25 protein-coding genes are annotated in these 25,518 nt (G+C 72.3%); 14 read left to right on the plus strand and 11 right to left on the minus strand.

What is annotated here, in order from left to right; genetic code table 11:
• Positions 1-106 precede the first annotated feature (106 nt).
• From ACFQ87_RS06885 to ACFQ87_RS06910, 6 genes are all read left to right on the plus strand, one after another.
• Positions 107-1,264, plus strand: coding sequence for an ABC transporter ATP-binding protein (locus ACFQ87_RS06885; RefSeq protein ID WP_380609517.1), 1,158 nt, complete (start codon positions 107-109; stop codon positions 1,262-1,264).
• Positions 1,254-1,922, plus strand: coding sequence for an ABC transporter permease (locus ACFQ87_RS06890; RefSeq protein ID WP_380609518.1), 669 nt, complete (start codon positions 1,254-1,256; stop codon positions 1,920-1,922). Before ACFQ87_RS06885 ends, ACFQ87_RS06890 begins: the two co-directional genes overlap by 11 nt.
• Positions 1,919-2,596 carry an ABC transporter permease gene (locus ACFQ87_RS06895; protein ID WP_380609519.1) on the plus strand — a complete coding sequence of 226 codons (678 nt, stop codon included), beginning with the start codon at positions 1,919-1,921 and terminating at the stop codon, positions 2,594-2,596. The genes ACFQ87_RS06890 and ACFQ87_RS06895 overlap by 4 nt, the downstream gene beginning before the upstream one ends.
• Positions 2,597-2,637: 41 nt before the next feature.
• On the plus strand, positions 2,638-3,597 hold the full coding sequence (locus ACFQ87_RS06900) for an ABC transporter substrate-binding protein (protein WP_380609520.1): 960 nt from the start codon (positions 2,638-2,640) through the stop codon (positions 3,595-3,597).
• Between the two features lie 137 nt (positions 3,598-3,734).
• On the plus strand, positions 3,735-4,307 hold the full coding sequence (locus tag ACFQ87_RS06905) for a hypothetical protein (RefSeq protein WP_380609521.1): 573 nt from the start codon (positions 3,735-3,737) through the stop codon (positions 4,305-4,307).
• Between the two features lie 498 nt (positions 4,308-4,805).
• Complete coding sequence (locus tag ACFQ87_RS06910) at positions 4,806-6,548, plus strand: glycosyl hydrolase family 18 protein (RefSeq protein ID WP_380609522.1); 1,743 nt, start codon at positions 4,806-4,808, stop codon at positions 6,546-6,548.
• A gap of 86 nt (positions 6,549-6,634) precedes the next feature.
• Here the strand turns inward: ACFQ87_RS06910 and ACFQ87_RS06915 are convergent, their stop codons facing one another.
• From ACFQ87_RS06915 to ACFQ87_RS06940, 6 genes are all read right to left on the minus strand, one after another.
• Positions 6,635-7,960, minus strand: coding sequence for a multidrug effflux MFS transporter (locus tag ACFQ87_RS06915; protein WP_380609523.1), 1,326 nt, complete (start codon positions 7,958-7,960; stop codon positions 6,635-6,637).
• A 237-nt stretch (positions 7,961-8,197) separates the two neighbouring features.
• Positions 8,198-8,680 carry a hypothetical protein gene (locus ACFQ87_RS06920; RefSeq protein ID WP_380609524.1) on the minus strand — a complete coding sequence of 161 codons (483 nt, stop codon included), beginning with the start codon at positions 8,678-8,680 and terminating at the stop codon, positions 8,198-8,200.
• A gap of 353 nt (positions 8,681-9,033) precedes the next feature.
• Positions 9,034-9,912 (minus strand): alkaline phosphatase family protein, encoded by an 879-nt coding sequence (locus tag ACFQ87_RS06925; RefSeq protein WP_380609525.1) that lies wholly within the window; start codon positions 9,910-9,912, stop codon positions 9,034-9,036.
• A gap of 191 nt (positions 9,913-10,103) precedes the next feature.
• Positions 10,104-10,892: an ATP-grasp domain-containing protein gene (locus tag ACFQ87_RS06930; protein ID WP_380609684.1), complete on the minus strand. Its 789-nt coding sequence runs from the start codon at positions 10,890-10,892 to the stop codon at positions 10,104-10,106.
• A gap of 62 nt (positions 10,893-10,954) precedes the next feature.
• Positions 10,955-11,338 (minus strand): ADP-ribosylation/crystallin J1, encoded by a 384-nt coding sequence (locus ACFQ87_RS06935; RefSeq protein ID WP_380609526.1) that lies wholly within the window; start codon positions 11,336-11,338, stop codon positions 10,955-10,957.
• Between the two features lie 72 nt (positions 11,339-11,410).
• The gene (locus ACFQ87_RS06940; RefSeq protein ID WP_380609527.1) at positions 11,411-12,598 is read right to left on the minus strand and encodes an acyl-CoA dehydrogenase family protein; all 1,188 of its coding nucleotides are present in this window, start codon (positions 12,596-12,598) and stop codon (positions 11,411-11,413) included.
• Between the two features lie 149 nt (positions 12,599-12,747).
• Between ACFQ87_RS06940 and ACFQ87_RS06945 the strand changes: the two genes are divergently transcribed.
• The gene (locus tag ACFQ87_RS06945; RefSeq protein WP_380609528.1) at positions 12,748-13,059 is read left to right on the plus strand and encodes a hypothetical protein; all 312 of its coding nucleotides are present in this window, start codon (positions 12,748-12,750) and stop codon (positions 13,057-13,059) included.
• Between the two features lie 125 nt (positions 13,060-13,184).
• Here ACFQ87_RS06945 and ACFQ87_RS06950 read toward each other — a convergent pair whose 3' ends face one another.
• On the minus strand, positions 13,185-13,493 hold the full coding sequence (locus ACFQ87_RS06950; protein ID WP_380609685.1) for an AzlD domain-containing protein: 309 nt from the start codon (positions 13,491-13,493) through the stop codon (positions 13,185-13,187).
• Positions 13,493-13,654: a hypothetical protein gene (locus ACFQ87_RS06955; RefSeq protein WP_380609529.1), complete on the minus strand. Its 162-nt coding sequence runs from the start codon at positions 13,652-13,654 to the stop codon at positions 13,493-13,495. Before ACFQ87_RS06955 ends, ACFQ87_RS06950 begins: the two co-directional genes overlap by 1 nt.
• A gap of 50 nt (positions 13,655-13,704) precedes the next feature.
• On the opposite strand from ACFQ87_RS06955, the gene ACFQ87_RS06960 reads away from it, so the two are divergent.
• The gene (locus ACFQ87_RS06960) at positions 13,705-14,109 is read left to right on the plus strand and encodes a cupin domain-containing protein (protein ID WP_380609530.1); all 405 of its coding nucleotides are present in this window, start codon (positions 13,705-13,707) and stop codon (positions 14,107-14,109) included.
• Between the two features lie 43 nt (positions 14,110-14,152).
• Here ACFQ87_RS06960 and ACFQ87_RS06965 read toward each other — a convergent pair whose 3' ends face one another.
• The gene (locus ACFQ87_RS06965) at positions 14,153-16,048 is read right to left on the minus strand and encodes a cholesterol oxidase substrate-binding domain-containing protein (protein WP_380609531.1); all 1,896 of its coding nucleotides are present in this window, start codon (positions 16,046-16,048) and stop codon (positions 14,153-14,155) included.
• 193 nt (positions 16,049-16,241) lie between these two features.
• The gene (locus ACFQ87_RS06970; protein ID WP_380609532.1) at positions 16,242-16,565 is read right to left on the minus strand and encodes a hypothetical protein; all 324 of its coding nucleotides are present in this window, start codon (positions 16,563-16,565) and stop codon (positions 16,242-16,244) included.
• A 130-nt stretch (positions 16,566-16,695) separates the two neighbouring features.
• Between ACFQ87_RS06970 and ACFQ87_RS06975 the strand changes: the two genes are divergently transcribed.
• Positions 16,696-17,430, plus strand: a complete 735-nt coding sequence (locus ACFQ87_RS06975; protein ID WP_380609533.1) for a carbon-nitrogen hydrolase family protein — start codon at positions 16,696-16,698, stop codon at positions 17,428-17,430.
• Between the two features lie 173 nt (positions 17,431-17,603).
• Positions 17,604-19,010 (plus strand): class II fumarate hydratase, encoded by a 1,407-nt coding sequence (locus ACFQ87_RS06980; protein ID WP_380609534.1) that lies wholly within the window; start codon positions 17,604-17,606, stop codon positions 19,008-19,010.
• Positions 19,011-19,097: 87 nt separating this feature from the next.
• Here the strand turns inward: ACFQ87_RS06980 and ACFQ87_RS06985 are convergent, their stop codons facing one another.
• Complete coding sequence (locus tag ACFQ87_RS06985; RefSeq protein WP_380609535.1) at positions 19,098-19,544, minus strand: SPW repeat protein; 447 nt, start codon at positions 19,542-19,544, stop codon at positions 19,098-19,100.
• Positions 19,545-19,754: 210 nt separating this feature from the next.
• Here ACFQ87_RS06985 and ACFQ87_RS06990 point away from each other — a divergent pair, with 210 nt between their 5' ends.
• From ACFQ87_RS06990 to hppD, 4 genes are all read left to right on the plus strand, one after another.
• Complete coding sequence (locus tag ACFQ87_RS06990) at positions 19,755-20,339, plus strand: PadR family transcriptional regulator (protein WP_380609536.1); 585 nt, start codon at positions 19,755-19,757, stop codon at positions 20,337-20,339.
• A gap of 144 nt (positions 20,340-20,483) precedes the next feature.
• A complete protein-coding gene (locus ACFQ87_RS06995; protein WP_380609537.1) occupies positions 20,484-22,184 on the plus strand; it encodes an acyl-CoA dehydrogenase family protein in 1,701 nt (566 codons plus the stop codon).
• A 476-nt stretch (positions 22,185-22,660) separates the two neighbouring features.
• The gene (locus tag ACFQ87_RS07000) at positions 22,661-24,040 is read left to right on the plus strand and encodes a phosphoribosyltransferase family protein (RefSeq protein ID WP_380609538.1); all 1,380 of its coding nucleotides are present in this window, start codon (positions 22,661-22,663) and stop codon (positions 24,038-24,040) included.
• A 239-nt stretch (positions 24,041-24,279) separates the two neighbouring features.
• Entirely contained in the window at positions 24,280-25,494 is a 1,215-nt protein-coding gene (gene hppD / locus ACFQ87_RS07005; RefSeq protein ID WP_380609539.1) for a 4-hydroxyphenylpyruvate dioxygenase, read from the plus strand.
• The last annotated feature ends 24 nt before the right edge of the window (positions 25,495-25,518 follow it).

Genomic DNA, 25,518 nt, shown 5'->3' on the forward strand with positions numbered 1-25,518 from the left:
GAAGAACGCCCGGGCGGTTGGACCCGCCGTCATACGAACGACCCGACCGAACGACCGACCGACACAGGCGCCGCCTCCCCGGGACGCCCTGACGAGGAAACACCCCGTGATCAGATTCGAGGGCGCAGGCAAGCGCCACCCCGACGGCACGATCGCCGTCGAGGGCCTGGACCTGGAGGTCCCGACCGGTCGGATAACCGTCCTGGTCGGACCGTCCGGCTGTGGAAAGACCACGCTGCTGCGCATGGTCAACCGGATGGTCGAGCCCACCTCCGGCCGGGTGCTGCTGGACGACACCGACGTCGCCCAGCTGGAACCCGCCAAACTGCGCCGCGGCATCGGGTACGTGATCCAGCAGGCCGGGCTCTTCCCGCACCGCAAGGTGATCGACAACATCGCCACCGTCCCCTACCTGCTCGGCTGGGACCGCAAGAGGGCCCGCGCCCGAGCCGCCGAACTGCTGGAACTCGTCGGACTCGCCCCGGAGACCGCCAGGCGCTACCCGTTCCAGCTGTCCGGCGGCCAGCAGCAGCGGGTCGGAGTGGCCCGCGCGCTGGCCGCCGACCCACCCGTGCTGCTGATGGACGAGCCGTTCAGCGCGGTCGACCCGGTGGTGCGCGCCGGGCTCCAGGACGAGCTGCTGCGGCTGCAGTCCGAGCTGCACAAGACGGTGCTGTTCGTCACCCACGACATCGAGGAGGCCGTCCGGCTCGGCGACCAGGTCGTGGTGCTGCGCGAGCACGGCCGGATCGCCCAGCTGGCCGACCCGCACACCTTGCTGACCACACCCGCCGACGACGGCGTGGCCGCCTTCCTCGGCCGCGACCGGGGCCTGCGCGGCCTCGGGCTGCGCCCCGCCAGCGCCGTCCCGCTGCGCCCGGTGGGCGAGGGAGTCCGTTACGGGGGCTGGGAGTTGGCCCTGGACGACGAGCGCCGCCCGATCGGCTGGATCGACCGCAACGCCGTCACCGCCGAGCTGCAGCCGGTGGCCGGATACCGCCCGGACACCGACACCCTGCGCACCGCCCTGGACGCCGCCGTCCTCTCCCCCGCCGGGGTCGCGGTCGCGCTGGACGGCGAGGGCCGGGCCGTAGGCACCGCGAGCCGCGAGGTGATCCTCGCCGCTCTCGCGCCGGCCGACCGAACCACCGACGCCCTCAAGAAGCGCGTCAGCCCCGACAAAACCCTCGACACCGACAAGACCCAAGGCAGCGGCAAGACCCTCAGCACCGACCGGACGGACGGAGCCGACGGTGGACGATGAACCGATCGTCCGCTGGTACTGGATCGGCGACCACCTCGGCTACCTCGGCCACCTGCTCGCCGACCACGCCCTGATCGCGCTGCTCCCGGTGCTCATCGGCCTGCTACTGGCCGTCCCGCTCGGACTGGCCTGCGCCCGGTTCCCCCGGCTGTACCAGCCGCTGTCGGCCGTGTTCAACATTGTCTACGCGCTGCCCTCGCTGGCCGTGTTCGTGGTGCTGATCCCCTACACCGGGCTCGCCACCCAGGCGACCGTGATGATCCCGCTCGCCTTCTACGCCCTCGCCGTCCTCCTGCCGACCACCGTGGACGGGCTGCGCGCCGTCCCGGAGTCCGTCCGGCAGGCCGCCACCGCGATGGGGTACGGGCCGTGGCACCGGCTGACCTCGGTCGAACTGCCCGCCGCCGTGCCGTACCTGATCGCCGGATTGCGGGTCGCCGCGGTGTCCAGCATCTCGCTGGCCAGTGTCGGCGCGCTGGTCGGGCGCGGCGGGCTCGGCTACCTGTTCATCGACGGCTTCCAGCGCACCTTCCCGACCCCGATCGTGGCCGGCATCGTGCTGATCGCCGCGCTCGCGCTGGTCGTCGACCTGCTGCTGGTGGCCGCCCGGCGGCTGCTCGCGCCGTGGGCCGTCCGGGAGAAGGGAGCGGGCTCGTGAACTGGCTCAACTGGCTGAGCGACTTCTTCTCCGCCCCGGACCGCCGCAGCGGCCCGGACTCGATCGTGCACCGGGTCTCCGAGCACCTGCTGCTCTCCGGCGAGGCCCTGCTGTTCGCGACCGTCCTGGCCGTGCCGGTCGGGCTGCTGATCGGCTACACCGGGCGCGGCGTCACCGCGGTCACCGCGCTGGCCGGTGCCGCCCGCGCCCTGCCCACCCTCGGGCTGGTGACACTCGCGGTGCTGCTCGCCGGGGTCGGCGACACCGCCGTGCTGATCCCGCTGGTCGCGCTCGCCGCGCCGCCGTTGCTGGTGGCGGCCGTCGAGGGGGTGCGGGGCACCGACCCGGACGTCCGGGACGCCGCGCGCGGCATCGGGCTGACCCACCCCCAGGTGCTCTTCCAGGTCTGCCTGCCGTCGGCCGCGCCGACCCTGCTGGCGGGCTTCCGCACCGCGACCGTCCAGGTGATCGCGACCGCCACGGTGGCCGCCTACGTCGGGCTGGGCGGCCTCGGCCGCTACGTCATCGACGGCCTGGCCACCCGCCAGTACGCGGTGACCGTGGGCGGCGCGCTGCTGGTGGTGCTGCTCGCGGTCGGCGCCCAGCTGTTCTTCGCCCTGCTCGCCCGGTTCGCGCTCCCGCCCGGGATGCGCGCCCAGCGCCGGGCCCGCTGAAGCCCTCCTCTCCCATCCGCTCCGGAAGGACAACTGTCACCATGTCGACATTGAAGAGAAGCAGGCGTGCCGTCCTCCTCGGCACCCTCGCCGCGCTCGCCCTGGGTGCGACCGCCTGCAGCTCCTCCAGCAGCAACCCGCTCGACGGGGGTTCGACCGTCGCGGCGGGCACCAGCGCCTCCGGGGGCGCCACGGCGGCCGGCGGCGGCTCCGGGTCGACGGTCGTCGTCGGCTCGGCGAACTTCCCGGAGAACGTCCTGCTCGGCTCGATCTACTCGCAGGCGCTCAAGGCCAAGGGCGTCAAGGTCGAGGAGAAGTTCAACATCGGCAGCCGCGAGGTGCTCTACGGGCAGCTGCAGAGCGGCAACCTGACGGTCCTGCCCGAGTACAACGGCGCGCTGCTCGCCTACCTGGACTCCAAGGCCACCGCCGTCACCACCCAGGACGTGAACGCGGCGCTGACCAAGACGCTGCCCGCCTCGCTGGCGATCCTCGACTCCTCGCCCGCCGAGGACAAGGACTCGCTCAGCGTCACCCAGGAGACCGCCGACAAGTACGGCCTCAAGAGCATCTCCGACCTGACCGCCAAGGCCGGCGAGTTCACCATCGGCGGCCAGCCGGAGTTCAAGTCCCGCCGCGAGCAGCAGTTCAAGGACGTCTACGGGCTTACCTTCAAGGAGTGGAAGCCCACCGCAGACACCACCGCGAACGCGCTCAAGGACGGCAGCATCCAGGTCGGCAACGTGTTCACCACCGACCCGAAGATCGTCCAGTACAAGCTCGTCCCGCTGACCGACCCGAAGAACGTCTTCGGCGCACAGAACATCACCCCGCTGGTCAACAAGGCGGGCGTGGACGCCACCGCGACGGCGGCGCTCAACGCGGTGTCGGCCAAGCTGGACACCGCCGGGCTGACGGGGCTGATGAAGCGCGTCGCGATCGACAAGGAGGACCCGTCGGCGGTGGCCAAGGACTGGCTGAAGGCCAACGGGCTCGGCTGACGACCCGTACGACGAATGAGCCGGACGGCGAACGGCTCGTGCGGTGGACGGCGGCGCGGAGGCAACGGCTTCCGGGCCGCCGTCCGCCGTCAGGCGGGACCTTCCCTTCGGCGCCGCGAACATGACAGTGTGGCGCCATGCGCACTCGTCTCCTCGCCGCCACCCTCACGGCACTCGCCGCGGTGAGCCTCGCTGCCTGCTCCAGCTCGGGATCGAGCTCGAGCAAGGCCACCACTGCGGCCGGCTCCCCCACCACCGCCGCCGCCACCGCCACCCCCTCCGACGCCTCGACCGGTTCGGCCGCCGCAACGCCCGCCGCCTCCGCGCCCGCCGCGACTGCTACCGCCGACGGCGCCACCGGCGCGCCCGCGGGCTCCTCGCCCGGCACGGACGGGTCGGCCCCCGCCAAGCCCGCACCGCCCGTCGATGCCGGACTGCCCGCCAAGCCGGACGCCGACCTGACCGGCAAGGTGGTCGCCGCGCTGAACGCCATCGACCCGGCGATCGTCGGCGGCAAGCCCGACCAGGTGGTGGAACAGGCCCGCAAGCAGTGCCAGTCGATGTACCAGTTCCCCAAGGACAAAGCAAAGCTGATCGAGCTGGCCAACCAGCACTTCACCTCGCCCGACCACCCGCAGGGCTTCGGCCCCGACACCGCCGCGAAGATCAACGACGCGCTGCGCACCACGCTCTGCCCGTCGCCGCGCTAGCGCGATCCGCACCCCCGAACCGCCCGGCGTCCTGAGCTCCGGGCAGCCGTGGCCGCGCCCCGCCCGTCGGGAGCGCGGCCATCGGCGTTCACGGACTCGGACTCACGGTTCACCCACCATCACGCCCAATACCCCGGCGGCCAATCCGTTCCCTTCGGCAGCCTGGGCCGTATGCTGACGAACAGTTAGGACCCTTGACAGACCAGTGGTCTAGTCCAAACATAAGCATGTCGATCCGACCGGGATGCACTGTGGGGGTGTGACCACCGGCGGCTGAGGCACCGCCCTGCCCTGCTCCGCTCCACCCCCGCTCCGTACGGCGTGCGCACGTCCACACCGTCGCCCGCCTCCACGCGAGTCGGTGGGTTCCGCACGCCCTTGTGTCCGCACCGCACTCCCCGGACCAGGGCCCACGCGGCCGACCCCACACGGCCGCCGATGCCCCGGACCGCTCCGACCTCCCCAACATCCCTCCCCACCACTCCTGTTGGAGAATCCATGCGTCTTCGCAGAACCGTCCAGGCCGTGCTGACAGCCTGTGTCACCCTGGCCGCCTCGGCCGGCCTGGTCGCCGCCGGGACGGGCACCGCCCAGGCCGCGACCCCGCTGCCCAGCCGGGTGTTCGCCCCCTACTTCGAGTCCTGGACGGGCCAGAGCCCCGCCACGCTGGCCGCGCAGTCCGGCGCCAAGTACCTGACCATGGCCTTCCTGCAGGCCGCCACCAAGGGCTCCTGCACCCCGTACTGGAACGGCGACACCTCCAAGCCGGTCTCCTCCTCTACCTTCGGCGCCGACATCGCCACCATCCGGGCCAACGGCGGGGACGTGATCCCCTCCTTCGGCGGCTACACCGCCGACAACACCGGCACCGAACTGGCCGACAGCTGCACCGACGTCAACCAGATCGCGGCCGCCTACGAGAACCTCATCACCACCTACGACATCAGCCGGATCGACCTCGACATCGAGGACAACTCGCTGACCAACATGGCCGGGATCGACCGCCGCAACAAGGCGATCAAGACCGTGCAGGACTGGGCCGCCGCCAACGGGCGCAACGTCCAGTTCTCCTACACGCTGCCGACCACCACCAGCGGGCTGGCCGACAACGGCCTCGCGGTGCTGCGCAACGCGGTCAGCAACAACGCGCGGATCGACGTCGTCAACATGATGACCTTCGACTACTACGACGGCGCCACCCACGACATGGCCGCCGACACCCAGACCTCCGCGCAGGGCCTGCACGACCAGCTGGCCAAGCTCTACCCGTCCAAGACCCCGGCACAGCTGTGGGGCTCGATCGGGATCACCGAGATGGTCGGCATCGACGACTACGGCGCGGCCGAGACCTTCACCGTGGCGAACGCCACCACGGTCTACAACTGGGCGGTGTCGAAGGGCATCAACACCCTTTCCTTCTGGGCGCTCCAGCGCGACAACGGCGGCTGCGTCGGCAAGGGCGGGGACGACTCCTGCTCCGGCGTCGCCCAGAACACCTGGGACTTCAGCCACATCTTCGCGCCGTTCACCAGCGGCTCGACGGTGACCAACGACTTCTCCGTCGCGGTGAACCCGAACTCCGGTACGGTGTCGCCCGGTTCGTCCACCTCAGCGAGCATCGCGACGGCGGTGACCGCCGGTTCGGCGCAGAGCGTCAACCTCTCGGTCAGCGGCGCCCCGGCGGGCGTCACCGCCACCGTCACCCCCGGCAGCGTCACCGCCGACGGCAGCGCCACGCTCGACATCTCCACCACCTCGGCGGTGGCGCCCGGGAGTTACCCGCTGACCGTGACCGCCACCGCGCCCTCCGGCACCCACACCGCGACCTACTCGCTGGCCGTCACCGGGACGGCTCCGTCGACCGGCCTGGTCAACGGCGACCTGGAGACCGGGAGCCTGGCCCCGTGGACCTGCCAGAGCGGCGGCGCCGTGGTCTCCACCCCGGCCCACTCCGGCTCCCACGCGCTGCAGGCCGCGCCCGGCGCGAGCCGGACCGGCGAATGCACCCAGACCGTGACGCTGAAGCCCAACACCAGCTACACCCTGAGCGGCTGGGTGCAGGGCAACTACGCCTACATCGGCGTCAGCGGCGGTGCCACCGCGAGCACCTGGGCCAGTTCCTCGGGCTGGACCAAGCTGTCCGCCCCCTTCACCACCGGCACCTCCGGCACCGTGACGGTGTACCTGCACGGCTGGTACGGGCAGGGCAATGTCTACGGGGACGACTTCTCGATCTCCTAGTGGCTGTGGACTGACGGCAAACGCGCAACAGATAACGGCTGACAGATTTCAACATCTGTCAGCCGTTATCTGTTCGCCGACAGCCGTCACCCCGCCGTGGTCCGCAGGCGCCCCGGCCGGCACATCGTCACGTACGCCACCAGCGCCAGCACCCCGCACCCCAGCACCACCACCGCCAGCAGCACCGCCGACGGCCGTCCGCCGAGGCTGCTCAGCGGCGCGACCAGCGCGCCGCTGAGGAAGTTGCCGGTGCCCAGCAGCGCCGAGGCCGTACCCGCGACCTGCGGCTCGACCAGGCTCAACGCCTGGGCCGCCGTGTTCGGCAGGACCACCCCGAGGCTGCCCATCAGCACGAACAGCGGCGGGCAGAACCCGGCCAGCCCGAAGTCCCAGACCGTTGTCAGCAGCACCAGCGCCACCCCCGCCGCGACCGCCGTGGCGAGTCCGCCCAGCATCAGTGCCCGTGCCGTGAAGCGCGGGGCCAGCACCCGCCCGTTCAGCTGGGTCATCACCACGATCGACAGCGAGTTCAGCCCGAACAGCAGACTGTAGGTCTGCGGCGAGACCTGGTACACGTGCTGCAGCACCGTCGACGACCCACTGATGTAGCCGAACAGCGCACCGAAGGACAGCGAGCTGGTCAACGCCAGCCCCAGGAAGGGCAGCCGGCGCAGCAGCCGCCCCATGGTGCGCAGCGCCGCGCCCGCCCCGCCGCCGTTCCGGGCCTGCGGCGGCAGCGTCTCGCGCAGCGCGCCGAACGCGGCCAGAGTGAGCAGCAGTCCGAGCGCGGTCAGCGCGCCGAAGGTGCCGCGCCACGAGGTGAACCGCATCAGCTGCGCGCCGATGATCGGGGCGAGGATCGGCGCCAGCCCTGATATCAGCGCGATCGAGGCGAGGAAGCGCAGCATCGCCACGCCCTGGAAGCGGTCCCGGGCGACGGCGCGCCCGATGACCAGCCCCGCCGACCCGGCCGCGCCCTGGACGAAGCGGGCGGCGATCAGCACCGACAGGTTGGGCGAGAACACGCACACCACGCTCGAGACGGTGTAGACGACCAGCCCCACCAGCAGCGGCGGGCGGCGCCCGAAGCGGTCACTGAGCGGCCCGAAGAGCAGCTGACCGGCCGCGACCCCGAACATCGAGAAGGTGAGGGTGAGCTGAACGGCCGCCGGTTCGGCCGTCAGATCCTGGGCGATCGCCGGCAGACCGGGGAGGTAGAGGTCGGTGGTGAGTGGGCCGAGCGCGGTGAGTCCGCCGAGGACCGCGATCGTCGCCCGGCCGGCACCGGCCCGGCCGACGACGGGCGAGGTGCCGGATGCCGGTGCGGTCGATACGGGTGCGGTCGATGCCGGGACGGTCGATGTGGGAGCGGTCGACGTGTCGTCGGCGGGGCCGACGGTCGGGCCGGGCATGGCTCTCCTAACGGACGCGGTGACGTGGGTTCGTTCGCGCTCCGTCCTATCGCAGCCCGACGAGGGGAACGACGGCAGGGGTGCGCCCGGGCGGATCCGCCCACCGGTCGGTCGCGGCGCGCGCACGACTCTCGACACGCGCACGACGACGGCCCGCCCGCACCTTCCGGTGCCCGGCGGGCCGTTCCACTCCCTGGTCAGGACGGCTGATCCGGGATCAGCGCCCGGTCAGCACCCTCAGTGCTTGGCGACGTGCTCGGCTCGAAGGGCCGCCTGCAGCGCCGCGCCGTCCTGCCACGCGTAGAGCTGGTTGCCGGTGAGCGTCACATTGTAGTGCCCGCAGGTGCCGCTCGCCTTGGTCGCGATGCTCTCCGGGAACCAGCCCGCCTTCAGCGAGAGCGGCACCGGGTGCGGGCCCTTGCCCGGCAGCCCGGCGGTGCAGCCGGCGGGCAGTCGGCCCTCGGGGAGGGTGGCGCGCAGCAGGCGGTCGTCGCCCGAGGTGGACATCACGTACTTCACCGAGGAGGCGTTGTCGGGCAGCCAGGTGGGCATCGAACGGCGGTCGGCCTTGGCCTGGGACCCGCTCTCGTACGAGGCCTGCTCCTGATGACGCCCGTCCCACCACTCGGACACCCGCGGGCCGATTGCCACGGCGGCCACGGCAACGGCCATGCCGGTGCCCGCGACTCCCAGCGCGACCTTGCTCACGATGCCCTTCATACCCGACTTCCCTCTCCGTGTCCGGTGCCGATGTGTCGGTTGCCGGAGCGACCGTGCTCGGTCCGTCCGGACCGTCCGGCGGAGCGGTCCGCCGTCCGGGTGTATCCATCCTGGCCCGGACCGCCCCGTCGGATCGTCACCACGAGGTCGCGATCTTGCACCCAACCCACGGGGTACCGTCTCCACCTTCAGGCGTATGTCCGGCGGCCCGGTCCCCGAGGTAGTGGGTTCGGGCCTGCGATCGAGCGTGACTCAATCGCGGGCCCGCCGCAGTACGGCCTGCTGCACCCGGGGGGAACGGACCGCCCCGAACGGACCGCCCCGGACACGCTGCCGGACGGTGCAGCGGCAGGTCAGACCGTTGCGGGCACCGGCCGAGCGACCGGGAAGGGGCGCCCGTCGAGGGTCCAGTGCGGGTCGATGGGACGCAGCAGCGAGGCGTACACCTGGGCGGCGACGTCGGGGTGCCGGATCTCGCCGGTGGGCGGGCCGGCCGGGATGTCGTGGCCGGCGCAGGCGACCCAGGCGGTCCGCTCCTCGACGGTGCGGCCGCCGTGACCGCCGGCGTCGACGTGCCCGTGGTCGGTGACGACGATGACGGTCCACTGCTCCTCGGCGTAGCTCGCCCGGCCGCGGACGGCGTCGAGCAGACGGCCGAGGCGCTCGTCGGCGGTGCGCATCGAGGCGCGGTACTCCTCGCCGCAGCCGAGGAAGTGGGCGGTCTCGTCCACGGCGCCGAGGTAGACGAAGGAGGCCTCGGGGTCGGCGGTGGAGAGGACGTGGACGGCCTCCCGGGTGACCTCCTCGTCGACGGTCTCCCAGGCCTCGGGGGTGTCCTCGGCCGGGGCTGTGTAGGAGAGCCGACCGGGGGCGCGGAAGAGCGGGCCGCCGGACTCGTTGATCATCAGCGGGTCCCAGCCGGCCGCGACGAAGGTGCGGCGGCGGTCGCCGCGGTTGAGGCGGGTGGCGAAGTCGGGGAAGACGTCGAGCCGGTTGCCGCCCAGGTGGTTGCCCCAGACACCGTGCTTGGCGGGCTCGACGCCGGTCACGATGGTGGCCCAGCACGGCCCGGACATGGTGGGCGTGGTGTCCGCGACGGTGACCGGCACCAGGAACCCGGCTTCGGCGACCTCCTGGAGGCGCGGCATCGCCACCTCGGCCAGGTAGTCGTGGCGGACTCCGTCGATCCCGACGACGAGCACGCGGGGGCGGGGCCACTGAGCTGGGGACATGGCGGGGCTTCCTTTCGGTCGTGCGCACCCGGCCGCGCCCGCCGAGGGCGCCGCCGACCGCGCCATGCTTCACCGCCCGCCGTACCGTTCGGCGTCGTCCCGTCGAACGGAGGGTGTCTGCGAGGTGTCGGGGTCTGTCGCGTCAGCTTTCGGTCGGCCGTCGGTCGGCCGTCGGTCAGGCCGGCTTTCGGTCAGCCGTCGGTCGGCGGGCGGACGAAGCGGCGGTCGGCCTCGGCGAGTTCGGCGGCCGGTCCGGCGGCACGCAGCACCACGTCGAGCACCCGCTCCGGGTCGGCGGCGTAGCAGTGCGCGAACCAGGGCAGGTTGGCCTCGACCACGGCCCAGTGCTCGGCCGGGTCGTACGGGTCGGCGACCGGACCGACGTCCAGGGCGACGGCGCTGGGCAGGGTGTCGCCGATGGCGTCGAGCAGGCGGCGGGCGAAGGCGGCGGCCCCGTCGGTCAGCGGCGCCGGGTCGAGCCGGCCGAAGCGGGCGTAGCGGCTACCGGTGAGCACCTCGCCGTCGCGGACGAACAGCCGGTACTCGGCGGCGAAGGTCACCGGTGCGCTGACCAGGACGGGGGTGTCGGGGCCGATCCGCTCGCCGGTGCGCGGCAGCCGGGAGCCGTCCGGGTAGACGGCGGGCGGGATCGACTTGTCGGCAGGCGGCTTGACGAAGACCGGGTGGCGCAGCGTCCAGGCCTCGGCGAGGGTGGTGAGTTCGATCCGGCGGCGGGTGAACTCCTCGGGGAGGCGGGCGAGCCAGTCGTCCTCGGGTTCGAGCAGGGCGAGGCCGAGCGGCGCGGCGATCCGGGCGGCGGCGAGCGGGCCGCCGTACCAGTGGACTGGCCGCCCGGCGAGCCGCCCGACCGTGCCCGGGCCGTCCAGGACGGCGGTGGTCAGTCCGCGCCGGACGGCGGCCTCGGCGAGCAGGGCGGTGGTGCTGGTCCGCTGGGCGGAGGTGAGCAGGACCCGCCCCACCGCATCCGTACCGGCCGTGCCGGAACGCGCCGTGCCCGGACGCGGCGCACCCGTGCGCGGTGTCACGGCTGTGGCCGGAACTCGTGGACGACCTCGATCCGGCCGACGATGTGCCGGTTGAACTCCGCCAGCTCCTCGGCAGGCACCCAGAGTTCGAGGATGGTCCGGCCGCCGGCCTGCTGCACGGGGTAGCGGGCCAGGAAGGCGGTCTCGACCTTGAAGCGGGTCACGTAGCCGACGCCGGAGGCGGGCACGTTCCAGTCGCGGGCGATCCGGATCGCGTAGTCCTCATTGAGGACGGGGTAGAAGATCGGCTGCTCGGGCAGCCTCGGCGGCCAGGCGCGCCAGTCGGCGGTCTCGACCAGCGCCAGCTCCTCGGGCCCGGTGGGGCGCCAGAGGGTGGTGGTCGGGGGCGTCCGGGTCGTCCCGGTGGTCTGGCCGTTCATGGCGGGAACGGTAGCCGGGCCGCAAGGGGCCCGGCTACCGGATTTCCGCTGGTCGACGGGGCGGACGGGCCGTCAGCGGTAGGCGGACTCGCCCGTGATGGCCTCACCGAGGACCAGGGTGTGGATCTCGCTGGTGCCCTCGTAGGTGAGCACCGACTCGAGGTTGTTGGCGTGCCGCAGCACCGGGTACTCGGTGGTGATGCCGTTGGCGCCGAGGACGGTCCGGGCGCTGCGGGCGATCTCCAGCGCGGTGCGGACGTTGTTGAGCTTGCCGAAGCTGATGTGCGGCGGGCGGGCCGCACCCTCCTCCTTGAGCCGGCCGATCCGCAGCGCCACCAGGTAGGCCTTCTCGACCTCCAGCATCATCTCGACCAGCTTCTGCTGGGTGAGCTGGAAGCCGGCGATCGGGCGGTCGAACTGGATCCGGCTCTTGGCGTAGTCGAGGGCCGCGGTGTAGCAGTCGCGGGCGGCGCCGACGGTGCCCCAGAGGATGCCGTAGCGGGCCTCGTTGAGGGAGGAGAGCGGTCCGCGTAGGCCGGTGACCCCGGGCAGCACGGCGTCGGCGGGCAGCACCACCTCGTCGAAGGCGAGCTCACTGGTGACCGAGGCGCGCAGCGAGAGCTTGCCGTGCACGTCGGTGGCGGTCAGGCCGCGGGTGCCGCGCTCGACCAGGAAGCCGCGCACGCCCTGCTCGGTCTGCGCCCAGACCACGGCGACGTCGGCGATGCTGCCGTTGGTGATCCACATCTTGCTGCCGGACAGTACCCAGTCGCCGCCCTCGCCGCCCTTCTGGACCGCCCGGGTGCGCATGTTGGCCGGGTCCGAGCCGAAGTCGGGCTCGGTGAGGCCGAAGCAGCCGATCAGCTCGCCGGCCGCCATGCCGGGCAGCCAGCGCTGCTTCTGCTCCTCGGAGCCGAAGGCGTGGATCGAACGCATCGCCAGGGAACCCTGGACGGACACGAAGCTGCGCAGTCCGGAGTCGGCCGCCTCCAGCTCCATGCAGGCGACCCCGTAGGCCACGGCGTCGGCGCCCGCGCAGCCGTAGCCGTCGAGGTGCATGCCGAGCACACCGAGGGCGCCGAGTTCGGGGGCGAGTTCACGGACCGGGAAGACGCCGCGCTCGAACCAGTCGCCGATGTGCGGGCGGATCCGCTCCTCGGTGAACTTGCGGACGGTGTCACGGATCAGCCGCTCCTCGTCGGAGAGGAGGTCGCCGACGGCGAGCAGGTCGGACGGGTCGATCCGGGGCGGCTTCGTCATTGAAGCTCCTTAATACTCTCGGCAGAATGTGGCGGAATATGCGGGATGTTCGGTGGTCGGCCGGGTGCCGGGTACCGGGAGTATCGCGCACGCGGCCGGGCGTCGGACGGACGCGAAGGCGTGAGGAAAGCGACACGGGGAGGCGGGACATGGCGCGTTGGGCGCTGGTGGTCGAGGAGACGGTCGGCATCGGCAGGGACCGGACCTGGGGCACCAAGGTGCTCGGCGAGGTCGAGGGCACCCGCGAGGAGGCCGTCGCGGAGCTACGGCGGATCGTGCCGACGTACACCCCGGATCACCCGATGAGCACCCGGCGGAGGACGCTCCTCCGGGACGGGGACACCTATCTGCTGATCTCGCAGGGGAGCATGCGCAACTACCACTGCGTGTTCAAGGTGTGGGAAATGCTGTGGGACAGCAAGCGGCCGGAGGTGCAGGCGGAGCGGTTGACGGAGGAGTGACCGGCGCGGTTGGGGCGCACAGCGTCGGCGAACGGACGACAGCGAACGGATGACAGATTTCGAAATCTGTCATCCGTTCGCTGAAAGTTGTCAGCTGTTCGCCGCCGGCCGTCTGCGACCCGCCGTCACGCCACCCCGCACAGCCGCAGCAGCGCCGTGGTCGCCGCGCCCGCGACGACCACCACCGGGAAGGGCGCCCGACGCCAGGCGAGCACCCCGGCGACCAGCACTCCCGCCGGGCGCGCCCACCCCGCGAAGCCGTGCCCCTGGGTCAGCGCGCCGGTCGCCACCAGCGCGACCAGCAGCACCGCCGCCGCGACGGCCAGCAGGTGCCGGAGCCGATCCGAGAGCGCGAGCCGGTGCCCCAGCAGCGGCCCGGCCGCCCGGTAGGCGTACGCCCCGACCGCCAGCAGCAGGATGGCGTAGAGCGGCATCATCGGACGTCCTCCTTCACAGCCACGACGGCGGCCTCCGGCCCCTCCGCCTCCTTCACTCCCGGCCGGCCCGCGAACAGCAGCCCGACCAGGGCGAGCAGCACGGGCACCCCGGCCGGCACGAACGGCGTGGCCGCGACGGCCACGACCGCGCCCGCCACCGCCGCCGTACGAGTCCCACGGTCCGCGAGCGAGGGCAGGCAACCCCAGCGTGGAGACGCTCTGGGCGCTCGGGGTCGCACTGAACGTGCCCTTCAGCCGACTGGTCGACCCTCCGCGCCCGACGGTCAAGGTGCTCCGGGCCGGGGAGGGCCCGGTGACCCACTCCGAGCAGGCCAACTACGCGGCCACCGTGCTCTCCTCCTGCCCGCCGAACGCCCGGCGCGACATCTACCGGATCGAGGCCCAGCCCGGCGAGACCAGGGCCTCCGACCCGCACGTGTCCGGCACCGTCGAGCACGTGATGATCGGCTCGGGCCGGGCCCTGGTCGGCCCGACCGAGGCACCGGTCGAGCTGGGCCCGGGAGACTACATCAGCTACCCGGGCGACGCTCCGCACCTGTTCCGCGCCCTCGCGCCGGACACCCTCGCGGTGATCGTGATGGAGCACATCTGACGAACCACCGCCCACCTCCCTCCCCCGGACGACCCGGGCCGGCTTACTTCAACAGCCCGTCCAGAAACGGGTTTCCGAACACCCGGTACGGGTCGTACCGGTCCAGTACGGCGACCGCCTCGTCCCAGCCCGGCCCACCCCCGGCGCGCAGGCTGTCGGGGATGACCCGGCCGAGCAGGTCCGGGTCGGACCAGGCCGCGTCGGCGGTGTAGGCCCAGCCCTTGGACCACTCGACCCGCACGCCCGCCCGGGTGCCGTCGAAGGTGCGCAGCAGCCACTGCTCCAGGTCCCGGGCGAAGCGTTCCAGGCCGGGGGTGCCGGGGAAGGCGAGCACGTCGAGCCAGACCGCGGTGTCCCACTCCGGCCGGTCGGCCCGGGGCCGCAGCGCGGACAGCAGTGGGGGCCGGGCTCCGGGGACGCCGGCGTACGCGGGGTCCTCCAGGCCGGTGACCCGGATCTCCACCGCGCCGTTCACCGGGAACTCGCCCCTGGCCTGGTACTCGCCGAGCAACTGCCGGTAGTAGGCGGCGAATTCGCTGACCACCCACTGCAGGTCGGATCGCTTGGCCAGGACCGCGTAACCGTTGGCGGTGACCCGCAGCGTGGTGGGCCGAACGTACTGCAGCAGGGTGCGCGAGGGGCCCCAGAGGTCGGAGCACAGGCCGCCGGCGAGCAGGTGGGTGATCAGGTCGCCGGTGAGCAGGTCGCGCAGCAGTCCGCCGGAGAGCAGGACGTCGGTGAGGTCGCCGGTGAGCGCCACCTTGGCGATGAGGTACTGGAGTTGGCCGAACAGCGGGGCCGATCCCCAGGCTCCGCTGACGATTTGGCCGGCCAGCTGGGCGACCGGTTCCGGAACGCTGTCCGAGAAGGGGTAGTTGTAGGGCTGGTCGACGGCCTTCGAGGCGAGCGGCTTGGTCGGGGTGACGGTCCAGGTCTTGAGCCACGGGTACTCGGTGTAGGCGAACCAGATCGCCTCGACCCGGCCGTCGCGCTCGACGAAGTCGGCGAGGGTGCGCGGACCGCCGCCGCCCAGCAGCCCTCCGAGAAGTCCGCCGCCGCTGCCGCTGCCGCTGCCGGGACGGGCGAACAACTCGGTGGCCGGGATGTCGAGTCGACTGACGCAGCGCAGCGGCCGGTCCGCCCCGGCCCGCAGCACCACCTCGGTGAGGAAGGCCCGGCCCAGGTGCACCAGGAAGGCGGCGCTGTCGGCCTCGGCGCGGTCGAAGGTGCGCAGCGTGTAGCGGCCGGTGGCCGGGTCGAGGACGACGGCGGTGAGCCGGACCACCTGGTTGCTGACCGAGCCGTAGCCGTGCCCGTCCGGCCGCTGTTCACCGGCCGCGGGGGCGGCCGTGCCGTGGCCGCCGATGGCGAGCACGCCGCCGACGGTGAGGTCGCCCGGGGCCGGGCAGGCCGTCAGGCCGAGGCCGCGGTCGGCCAGGTGGGCGAGCAACGCCTCCATGCTCGCGCCGGTCTGCGCCCGGACGGTGGTGGGCGAGTCGGCGGTGAGGGCGGTGAGGTGGCGGCTGGTGTCCAGGAGCAGGACGCGGGCGCCGTCCGGGGTCCCGTTGGCGACGGTGAGCGGCGCCCAGGTGTGCCGGTAGCCGGTGGCACGCAGCCGCCAGCCGTTGGCGTGCGCCCAGTCGGCCAGCGCCGGGACCTCCTCGGGGGTGCGCGGCGCGCAGGTCCACAGCTGGTCGGTGCGGATCTCGCCGGACCAGTTCTGGAAGACCCGCTGGAAGAGTTCGGTGCCGGCGGGCAGGCCGGGCGGTACGGGCGTGGCGGCCTCGGCACTGTCCGGGCCGACGGTGCCGCGCAGCAGCCAGGCCGCGCCGCCGAGTGCCGCCGAGGCGCCGAGCAACTGCCGTCTGCTCAGACCGCTCCCCCGGCCGCTCCCCGGCTCATTCCCCGCTCCGCCGTTCACACCGTGTCCTGTGGTCATCCTGGTCCGCCCCCTGCGCCTGCGCCGGTGTCCCCCGGTCCGTCCTGCGGCGTTCCGGGGCGGGCCGGTGTCCGCCCGGCCCCGGTCAGGAGCGTACGAAGCGCCGTACGGCCGTTTGAAGCGATCCGGCCGGGATCTCACTCCTTCGAGTGATCACAGCCCGAACGGCTGCGGACCTCCCCGGCGGCGGTGCTCAGCGCGGCGCCGCGAGGGCGGCCTCCGCGCAGCGCTGCCACCGGTCGGCCGCCGAGCCGGGCACGCAGACCCAGTCCTTCATCGGCCGCCCGCCCGCCGGGTCGAACAGGTGCGCCCCCGTCAGCGCGAGGGCCTCCGCATGCTCCGCCGAGTCCCGGCCGAGCCGGCAGACCAGCTCGTCCCCGTTCAGCCCGGCGAAGGCCTTGCCGTCGGGGTCCTTCAGGCAGGGCATGCCGAACATCTGCGAGCGACGGGCACCGCGGGGCGCGAGTTCCTCGGCGATCGCCTCGTAGTGGGCGACGGCGTCATCGTTGCTGGTCATGCCGCCATGGTGGAGCCCGGCCGGGCGGGCGGCCACCGCAGCCGCCCCGGGTTCCCGGTCCTTGCCGGGCTCATCTGCGGACGCATAGGTTGATCTTGACCACCGACTCCCACCGCCCGGAGGCCCCGCCTTGCCCTCGTCCTCGTCGCTGACCGTCACCGTCGCCCAGCCCGTCTGCGCCGAGCCCGGCCGCCCGGACACCGTGTCCGTCAACGTCGAGCGGCACGCCGAGGCGGTCCGCGCGGCCGGGACCCGCCTGGTGGTCTTCCCCGAGCTGTCGCTGACCGGCTACGACCTGGCCGCCCCCGCCGTCGACCCGGCGGACCCTCGGCTCGCCCCGCTGGTCGAGGCCTGCGCCGCCGCCGGCGCCCTCGCCCTGGTCGGCGCGCCGGTCGCGGAGGCGGACGGGCGCGAGGCCATCGCCACCCTGGCGGTCACCGGCGAGGGCGCCACCGTCGTCTACCGGAAGATGCGCCTGCACGGCGAGGGAGAACCCGACCGCTTCGCCCCGGGCGAGAAGCCCGTCGTGCTGGAGCTGGACGGCCTGCGGCTCGGCCTCGCGGTCTGCGCCGACGCCGCCGACCCGACCCACGCCGAGGAAACGGCCGCGCTCGGCATCGACGCCTACGTCGCCTCCGCCCTGTACGGCCCGGGCGCCGCGCAGGCCGAGCGGCGGGACGCTCACTGCCGGGCCCGCGCCACCGCGCACGGGATCCAGGTCGTGCTGTCCACCAGCGCGGGGCTGACGGGCGTGTTCCCGGACAGCTCGGGCGGTTCCGGCGTCTGGGCGGCGGACGGGTCGCTGGTCGTCCAGGCCGGCACCGAGCCGGGCGAACTGGTCCGGGCCGAGCTGACCCGGCTGTAGCGGCGCCGCCGGCGGATCACCGGTGGATCATTCGGCCCCGGGTGGAAATACCCGGGGCCCGCGCGCGGCTGTCGTGATCGGTGAATCAGTGGATCGGCGGATCAGTACCGGATCGGCGGATCGGTGGACCCGTGACCGGGCCGAGCGGGCCCGTACAGGAGGTGCAGCGCGCGATGGGTGACGAGCGGGAGAAGTCGCAGGACTACCGGGTCGAGCACGACTCGATGGGCGAGGTGCGGGTGCCGGCCGACGCGAAGTGGCAGGCGCAGACCCAGCGGGCGGTGGAGAACTTCCCGGTGTCCGGCCAGCGGCTGGAGCGCGCGCACATCGCCGCGCTGGCCCGGATCAAGGCGGCCGCGGCCCGGGTGAACGCCCGCCTCGGGGTCCTGGACGAGGAGACGGCCGGGGCGATCGCGGCGGCGGCCGAGGAGGTCGCGGAGGGCCGCTGGGACGACCAGTTCCCGGTGGACGTGTTCCAGACCGGTTCGGGCACCTCGTCCAACATGAACGCCAACGAGGTGATCGCCACCCTGGCCGGTGAGCGGCTGGGACGGCCCGTCCACCCGAACGACCAGGTGAACGCGAGCCAGTCGTCCAACGACGTCTTCCCCTCCTCGATCCACATCGCCGCGACCGCCGCCGTCACCCACGACCTGATCCCGACGCTGGAACACCTGGCGGAGTCGCTGGAGCGCAAAGCGGCCGAGTTCGCGCAGGTGGTCAAGTCGGGCCGCACCCACCTGATGGACGCCACGCCCGTCACGCTCGGCCAGGAGTTCGGCGGCTACGCGGCGCAGGTGCGGCACGGGCGGGAGCGACTGCTGGCGACGCTCCCCCGGGTTGCCGAACTGCCGCTCGGTGGAACGGCGGTGGGCACCGGCATCAACACCCCGCCCGGCTTCCCGGCGGCGGTCATCGAGGAGGTGGCCCGCGCCACCGACCTGCCGCTGACCGAGGCCCGGGACCACTTCGAGGCGCAGGGCGCACGGGACGCGCTGGTCGAGCTGAGCGGTCAACTGCGCACGGTGGCGGTCGGGTTCACCAAGATCGCGAACGACCTGCGGTGGATGGGGTCCGGCCCGCGCACCGGCCTCGGCGAGATCAACCTGCCGGACCTGCAGCCGGGTTCGTCCATCATGCCGGGCAAGGTGAACCCGGTGCTGCCCGAGGTGGTGCTGATGGTCGCCGCCCAGGTGGTCGGCAACGACGCGACGGTGACGCTGGCCGGCGCGAGCGGCAACTTCGAGCTGAACGTGATGCTCCCGGTGATCGCCCGCAACGTGCTGGAGTCGGTGCGGCTGCTCGCCAACAGCGCGCGACTGCTGGCCGACCGGACGGTGGACGGCATCACCGCCAACGTCGAACGGGCCCGCGAGTACGCGGAGTCCTCGCCCTCGGCGGTGACGCCGCTGAATCGGTACATCGGGTACGAGGAGGCGGCGAAGGTCGCCAAGCAGGCACTGGCCGAGCGGAAGACGATCCGTCAGGTGGTGCTGGAGCGCGGGTACGTCGAGCAGGGCAAGCTCACCGAGGAGCAGTTGGACCAGGCGCTGGACGTGCTGCGGATGACGCACCCGTAGGCGCTTGCGCAGGCGCGCCCGTCGGACGTGCGCCGGGGCGCGGCGGGCTCACACCCTCCGCGCCCCGGACACGGGCTGTGGGGAAGATCAGCCCTTGGCACGGCCGGCCCGGCCGAGCCGCATCGCTGCTCCGTTCGCTGTGATCGTGGCCATCGAGATCGCCGCGAGGCCGAGCAGGAACATCACGGCACCGACGATGACGCAGGTGACGATGTTCCTGCCGATCGCGACGGACCCGGAGACGGCCCAGGGGGAGATGATCGTCCAGACACCGAGCGCGGCGGCCGCCCAGGCCCGCGCGTGCGTCCGTTCGTAGGCCGATCCGTAGCCGGCCATCAGCGCCGTGTAGGCCAGACCCACGATCAGGCTGGTCACGGTCAGGGTGGTGAACGCGTTGAAACCGACGATCCACGGCGATGCCGCCAGGAAGAGGCCGGCCAGTACGGCCAGGGCTTCGACGCCCTGGGCGCGGGGAGTCAGGGTGACCCGCTCGTAGTGCTCCCGGAGTTCGACGATGTCCGGGTGGTGCTCCATGCCCGTAGGCATATGGGTTGCCACCGATACCACCTCCATGTGGTTCGGACCAGGGAAGGGGCTTGCCCCGTACCTATTCTGGCGCTTCTCCACCGTTTTGCACCCGATGGTCGGGAATGACCGATAACCATCCGATCACGCCGGTGACCTGCGTCTCAACACTCCAAGGGCCCATTGCCTATGCAACTCGTTGCATAGCAGGATGCGGGCATGGCACTGGAGCACGCGATCCTCGTCTCGCTGCTGGAGCAGCCCGGCTCCGGCTACGAGCTGGCCCGGCGCTTCGACCGCTCCATCGGACGCTTCTGGACCGCCACCCACCAGCAGATCTACCGGGTGCTGCGGCGGATGGAAGCGGACGGCTGGATCGCGGCGGAGGAGGTCGCACAGGACGGCCGACCGGACAAGAAGGTCTACTCGGCGGCCGAGCCGGGCCGGGCGGCACTGGCCGACTGGCTGCGCGAGCCGGTCGAGCCGGAGACCGTACGGCACGAACTCGCGGTCAAGATCCGCGCCGCCGCCTTCGACGACCCGGCCGCGTTGGTCTCCGAGGTCGAGCGGCACCGCGAGAGTCACGCCGCCCTGCTCGCCCGCTACCTGCACGGCGAGCAGCGGGACTTCCCCGACCTCACCGCACTCGACACCCGGCAGGAGCTCCAGCACGTGGTGCTGCGCGGCGGCATCGAGTACGAGCGGATGACCCTCGCCTGGCTCGACGACGTGCTCGCCACGCTGCGCCGGCTCGCGGGCGAGGGGGAGCGCGGCGGGGAACAGGGTTCAGATGACAGAGCCTGAAATCTGTTATCTGAAATCTGTCTTCTGAACTCCGACTGCTGAATTCCGTTCGCTGAACTCTGTCCGCTGAACTCCGTCCGCTGAATTCTGTTCGCTGAACTCCGTTCGCCGAGTCCTCACACCCTCGACCCCCGGGAGCCCCCGATGCTCTTCAACCCGCGCACCTACGACCCCGCGCAGTTCGACGAGCCGACCCGCCGTCTGCTGCGCGCGACCGTCGACTGGTTCGAGTCCCGCGGCAAGAAGGCGCTCATCGACACCTACATCGACCGCAGCTGGTACGCCGACTTCCTCGAATTCGCCGCCCAGGAAGGCCTGTTCGCGGAGTTCCTGACGCCGGCCACGGCCGACCCCGCCAAGCGCTGGGACACCGCGCGGATCGCCGAGCTGAACGAGATCCTCGGCTTCTACGGCCTCGGCTACTGGTACACCTGGCAGGTCACCATCCTGGGCCTCGGCCCGGTCTGGCAGAGCGAGAACGAGGCCGTCCGCGCCCGCGCCGCCAAGCTCCTCGCCGAGGGCCACGTGATGGCCTTCGGCCTGTCCGAGCGCACCCACGGCGCCGACATCTACTCCACCGACATGATCCTCACCCCGGACGGCGAGGGCGGCTTCACCGCGACCGGCCCCAAGTACTACATCGGCAACGGCAACGTGGCCGGCCTGGTCTCGGTCTTCGGCCGCCGCTCGGACGTCGAGGGCCCGGAGGGCTACGTCTTCTTCGCCGCCGACAGCCGCCACGAGGCGTACCACCTGGTCAAGAACGTGGTGAACGCCCAGATGTACGTCAGCGAGTTCCGACTGGAGGACTACCCGGTCCGCGCCGAGGACGTGCTGCACACCGGCCAGGCCGCCTTCGACGCCGCGCTGAACACCGTCAACGTCGGCAAGTTCAACCTCTGCACCGCCTCGGTCGGCATCTGCGAGCACGCGATGTACGAGGCCCTCACGCACGCCCACAACCGGGTGCTGTACGGCAAGAAGGTCACCGACTTCCCGCACGTGCGGCGGGAGTTGACCGACGCCTACGCCCGTCTGGTGGCGATGAAGCTGTTCAGCGCCCGGGCCGTGGACTACTTCCGCACCGCCTCCCCCGAGGACCGCCGCTATCTGCTGTTCAACCCGATGACCAAGATGAAGGTCACCACCGAGGGCGAGAAGGTCATCGACCTGATGTGGGACGTCATCGCGGCCAAGGGCTTCGAGGCGGACACCTACTTCGACAAGGCCGCCAAGGACATCCGCGGCCTGCCGAAGCTGGAGGGCACCGTCCACGTCAACCTGGCGCTGATCCTCAAGTTCATGGGCAACTACCTGTTCGCGCCCGCCGATTACGCCCCGGTGCCGACCCGCCTGGACGCCGCCGACGACGCCTTCCTGTTCCGCCAGGGCCCGGCCCGCGGCCTCGGCGCGATCCGCTTCCACGACTGGCGCGCCGCCTACGACCGCCACGCGCACCTGCCGAACGTTGCCCGCTTCCGCGAACAGGCCGACGGCTTCTGCGAGTTGCTGCTCAAGCACGCGCCGGGCAAGGAGCAGCAGGCCGACCTGGACTTCCTGCTGGAGATCGGCCAGCTGTTCGCGCTGATCGTCTACGGCCAGCTGGTGCTGGAGCAGGCCGAGTTGACCGACCTGCCGGCCGACGTGCTGGACCAGATCTTCGACGCCCTGGTCCGCGACTTCTCCGCGCACGCCACCGAGCTGCACGGCAAGGCCTCCACCACCGAGGAGCAGGCCGCCTGGGCGCTGGCGAACGTGCGCCGCCCGGTCGCGGACGCCGAGCGCGCCGCGAAGGTGTGGGCGCGGGTCGAGGCGCTGTCCGGCGCGTACGAGATGCAGCCGTAGGACCGGGTGCACCGGAAGTACCAGTGAGACCCCGGGGGTGCCGGTCGGCGGACCGGCACCCCCGGACCAATCCGAGCGGGCTCGGCCGCCCCGAGCCCCATGTCGGGTGCCCGCGCGACCGCCTCGGCGAGCGGTGTCCCGGGCCGGATGCGAGACCGGTGCCTCAGGCGCCCGGGACACGGGGTTGCCGAGACTGGTACCCGAACACGCGGCACAGGCCCTCGACCGGGATCCCGGCCCGGCGCCCACCGTGTCCCGGGGCTCGACGGGCATGGCCCCGGGAGTCCGCCAGGGCGGTCCCGCCCCGTTCCGGCCCGGCGCCCACGTCCGTCCAGACCCCCCGCAGGTCCCGGCCCCGTCCCGGCCCGGCGCCCACGCCCATCCCGGCCCGATGCCGGCGCCCGTACCGGCCCCGTCGTGACGGGCCCGGGAGCGGCGTGGCGGATCGGCGTACGGTGGTACTCGGAGGCCGTGTCATGCACGTCACCGGAACCCACTTCACCGACCGCACCGACGCGGGCCGGCGCCTGGCCGCCCGCCTCGGCCACTTGGGCGGTGCCGACACCGTGGTGGTCGCGCTGCCGCGCGGCGGGGTGCCGGTGGCCGCCGAGGTGGCGGCGGCGCTCAACGCGCCGCTGGACATCTGCGTGATCCGCAAGCTCGGGGTGCCGTACCAGCCCGAGCTGGGCATGGGGGCGATCGGCGAGGACGGCGTGCGGGTGCTGAACGAGCACGTCATCCGGCTCGCCGGGATCACCGACGACCAGCTGGCGGCGGTGGAGCGGAGCGAGCGCGCCGAGCTGGAGCGCCGGGCCCTCCGCTACCGGGGCGACCGTCCGGCCGCCGACCTGCGCGGGCGCACCGTGGTCGTGGTGGACGACGGCATAGCCACCGGCTCCACCGCCAAGGCCGCCTGCCGGATCGTCCGGGCTCGCGGCGCGGCCCGGGTGGTGCTCGCCGTGCCGGTGGCGCCCCCGGACTGGACCGAGCGCCTGACCGAGGTCGCCGACGAGCTGGTCTGCGTCGACACGCCGTCCCCGTTCTTCGCGATCGGTGAGTTCTACGCCGACTTCTCGCAGACCGGCGACGAGGAGGTGCTGGCGCTGCTGGCCGAGGCCAGGGGCGAGCAGTCCCCGGCGCCCGCCGGGGTCGACCGCGAGCTGGTGCTGCCGGCCGCCGGGGTCCGGCTCGCGGGCCGGCTGACCGTCCCGGGCGGGGCGCGCGGCATCGTGGTGTTCGCGCACGGCAGCGGCAGCGGGCGGCACAGCCCGCGCAACCGGCACGTCGCCCGGTACCTGAACCGCGCCGGGCTGGGCACGCTGCTGTTCGACCTGCTCACCGAGGCCGAGGAGCCGGACCGGCGCAAGGTGTTCGACGTCGACCTGCTGGGCTCGCGGCTGACCTCCGTCGCCGGTCGGCTGGGCGGGCTCACGGAGACCCGTGGCCTGCCGCTGGGCCTGTTCGGTGCCAGCACCGGCGCCGCCGCCGCGCTGCACACCGCCGCCACGCTGGGCCCGGCGGTGCGCGCCGTGGTCTCCCGGGGCGGGCGCCCGGACCTCGCCGGGCCGCAGGTGCTGGGCGAGGTGAGCGCGCCGACGCTGCTGCTGGTCGGCGCGCTGGACACCGTCGTGATCGACCTCAACCGGCAGGCCCGGGCCCGGCTGCGTTGCGAGAGCGAGCTGGTGGTGGTGCCGCACGCGAGCCACCTGTTCGAGGAGCCGGGCACGCTCGACCGGGTCGCCGAGCTGGCCGGGGACTGGTTCCTGCGCCACCTCCCGTTCGCCGAGTCACCCGGGGATTCACCTGCGGACTCACCTGGCGGCTCACCTGCTGACTCACCTGACGAGAGCCCGTAGCGGCCGGTGCGCAGAATTCGCGCGACAACTGCTGCAGGGCAGCACATTTTGCGCAGCCCGAGGCGGGATTTCCTGTTCAGCTTGTACACATTGAGCAGTGAAAAATCGACCTGTTGCCCAACCACCCCGACAGGAGCAAGCTCTGCGCCATCCGCACCGCGCATCCGTTCGCCGTGCGGCCACGATCCACGCGATCCAGCAAAGCCTCAACGCCGAGGCCCAGAGTGGAGGAACGAGCGATGACCACGCAGTCCCACGCCCTTGAGTTGACCCCCGAGGAGCGCGAGGCCGGTCTCGACACCGACCAGCTGCGCCGCCTCGTCGGCCTCGTCGAGCACGACGCCAGCACCGACCCGTTCCCGGTCACCGCGCAGGACGCGGTCGTCTTCGTGGTCGGCAACGCGACCCAGACCGCGCAGTTCTACCAGGTCGTGTTCGGCATGGAGCTGGTCGCCTACTCCGGTCCGGAGACCGGCCGCCGCGACCGCAAGGCGTACGTGCTCCGCTCCGGCTCCTGCCGCTTCGTGATCAAGGGCGGCGTCCAGCCGGACAGCCCGCTGCTGGACCACCACCGCCGCCACGGCGACGGCGTGGTCGACCTCGCCCTCGAGGTCCCGGACGTCGACAAGTGCATCGAGCACGCCCGGGCGACCGGCGCCACCGTCCTGGAGGAGCCGAACGACGTCTCGGACGAGAACGGCACCGTGCGCCGCGCGGCCATCGCCACCTACGGCGAGACCCGCCACACCCTGATCGACCGGTCCCGCTACAGCGGCCCGTACCTGCCGGGCTACGTCACCGCGAAGAGCGGCGTCACCCACCCGGAGGGCTCGCCCAAGCGCCTGTTCCAGGCCCTCGACCACGCCGTGGGCAATGTCGAGCTGGGCCGGATGGACGAGTGGGTCCAGTTCTACAACCGGGTCATGGGCTTCGTGAACATGGCCGAGTTCGTCGGCGACGACATCGCCACCGAGTACTCCGCCCTAATGTCCAAGGTCGTCGCCAGCGGCAACCACCGGGTGAAGTTCCCGCTCAACGAGCCGGCCATCGCCAAGAAGAAGTCCCAGATCGACGAGTACCTGGAGTTCTACACCGGCCCCGGCTGCCAGCACATGGCGCTCGCCACCAACGACATCCTGACCACCGTGGACGTGCTGCGCTCGCGCGGCGTGGAGTTCCTCAACACCCCGGACGCCTACTACGACGACCCGGAGCTGCGCGAGCGGATCGGCAAGGTCCGGGTGCCCATCGAGGAGCTGAAGAAGCGCGGCATCCTGGTCGACCGCGACGAGGACGGCTACCTGCTGCAGATCTTCACCAAGCCGATCGGCGACCGCCCCACCGTCTTCTACGAGTTCATCGAGCGCCACGGTTCGCTGGGCTTCGGCAAGGGCAACTTCAAGGCGCTGTTCGAGTCCATCGAGCGCGAGCAGGACCGTCGCGGCAACCTGTGAGCGTCGGCCTACCCTGATTGACGG

Source organism: Kitasatospora sp. NPDC056531, from assembly GCF_042794375.1.
In the GTDB taxonomy this organism is placed as follows: Bacteria; Actinomycetota; Actinomycetes; order Streptomycetales; family Streptomycetaceae; genus Kitasatospora.

Excerpts from the sequence above, each read along its gene's own strand:
- ACFQ87_RS06985 (WP_380609535.1), bottom strand. The coding sequence starts at position 19,544 with ATGGAGCACCACCCGGACATCGTCGAACTCCGGGAGCACTACGAGCGG.
- ACFQ87_RS06990 (WP_380609536.1), top strand. The coding sequence starts at position 19,755 with ATGGCACTGGAGCACGCGATCCTCGTCTCGCTGCTGGAGCAGCCCGGC.
- ACFQ87_RS06950 (WP_380609685.1), bottom strand. The coding sequence starts at position 13,493 with ATGCCGCTCTACGCCATCCTGCTGCTGGCGGTCGGGGCGTACGCCTAC.
- ACFQ87_RS06945 (WP_380609528.1), top strand. The coding sequence starts at position 12,748 with ATGGCGCGTTGGGCGCTGGTGGTCGAGGAGACGGTCGGCATCGGCAGG.
- ACFQ87_RS06910 (WP_380609522.1), top strand. The coding sequence starts at position 4,806 with ATGCGTCTTCGCAGAACCGTCCAGGCCGTGCTGACAGCCTGTGTCACC.
- ACFQ87_RS06995 (WP_380609537.1), top strand. The coding sequence starts at position 20,484 with ATGCTCTTCAACCCGCGCACCTACGACCCCGCGCAGTTCGACGAGCCG.
- ACFQ87_RS06965 (WP_380609531.1), bottom strand. The coding sequence starts at position 16,048 with ATGACCACAGGACACGGTGTGAACGGCGGAGCGGGGAATGAGCCGGGG.
- ACFQ87_RS06915 (WP_380609523.1), bottom strand. The coding sequence starts at position 7,960 with ATGCCCGGCCCGACCGTCGGCCCCGCCGACGACACGTCGACCGCTCCC.
- ACFQ87_RS06935 (WP_380609526.1), bottom strand. The coding sequence starts at position 11,338 with ATGAACGGCCAGACCACCGGGACGACCCGGACGCCCCCGACCACCACC.
- ACFQ87_RS06925 (WP_380609525.1), bottom strand. The coding sequence starts at position 9,912 with ATGTCCCCAGCTCAGTGGCCCCGCCCCCGCGTGCTCGTCGTCGGGATC.
- ACFQ87_RS06920 (WP_380609524.1), bottom strand. The coding sequence starts at position 8,680 with ATGAAGGGCATCGTGAGCAAGGTCGCGCTGGGAGTCGCGGGCACCGGC.
- ACFQ87_RS06900 (WP_380609520.1), top strand. The coding sequence starts at position 2,638 with ATGTCGACATTGAAGAGAAGCAGGCGTGCCGTCCTCCTCGGCACCCTC.
- ACFQ87_RS06970 (WP_380609532.1), bottom strand. The coding sequence starts at position 16,565 with ATGACCAGCAACGATGACGCCGTCGCCCACTACGAGGCGATCGCCGAG.
- hppD (WP_380609539.1), top strand. The coding sequence starts at position 24,280 with ATGACCACGCAGTCCCACGCCCTTGAGTTGACCCCCGAGGAGCGCGAG.
- ACFQ87_RS07000 (WP_380609538.1), top strand. The coding sequence starts at position 22,661 with ATGCACGTCACCGGAACCCACTTCACCGACCGCACCGACGCGGGCCGG.
- ACFQ87_RS06980 (WP_380609534.1), top strand. The coding sequence starts at position 17,604 with ATGGGTGACGAGCGGGAGAAGTCGCAGGACTACCGGGTCGAGCACGAC.
- ACFQ87_RS06940 (WP_380609527.1), bottom strand. The coding sequence starts at position 12,598 with ATGACGAAGCCGCCCCGGATCGACCCGTCCGACCTGCTCGCCGTCGGC.
- ACFQ87_RS06905 (WP_380609521.1), top strand. The coding sequence starts at position 3,735 with ATGCGCACTCGTCTCCTCGCCGCCACCCTCACGGCACTCGCCGCGGTG.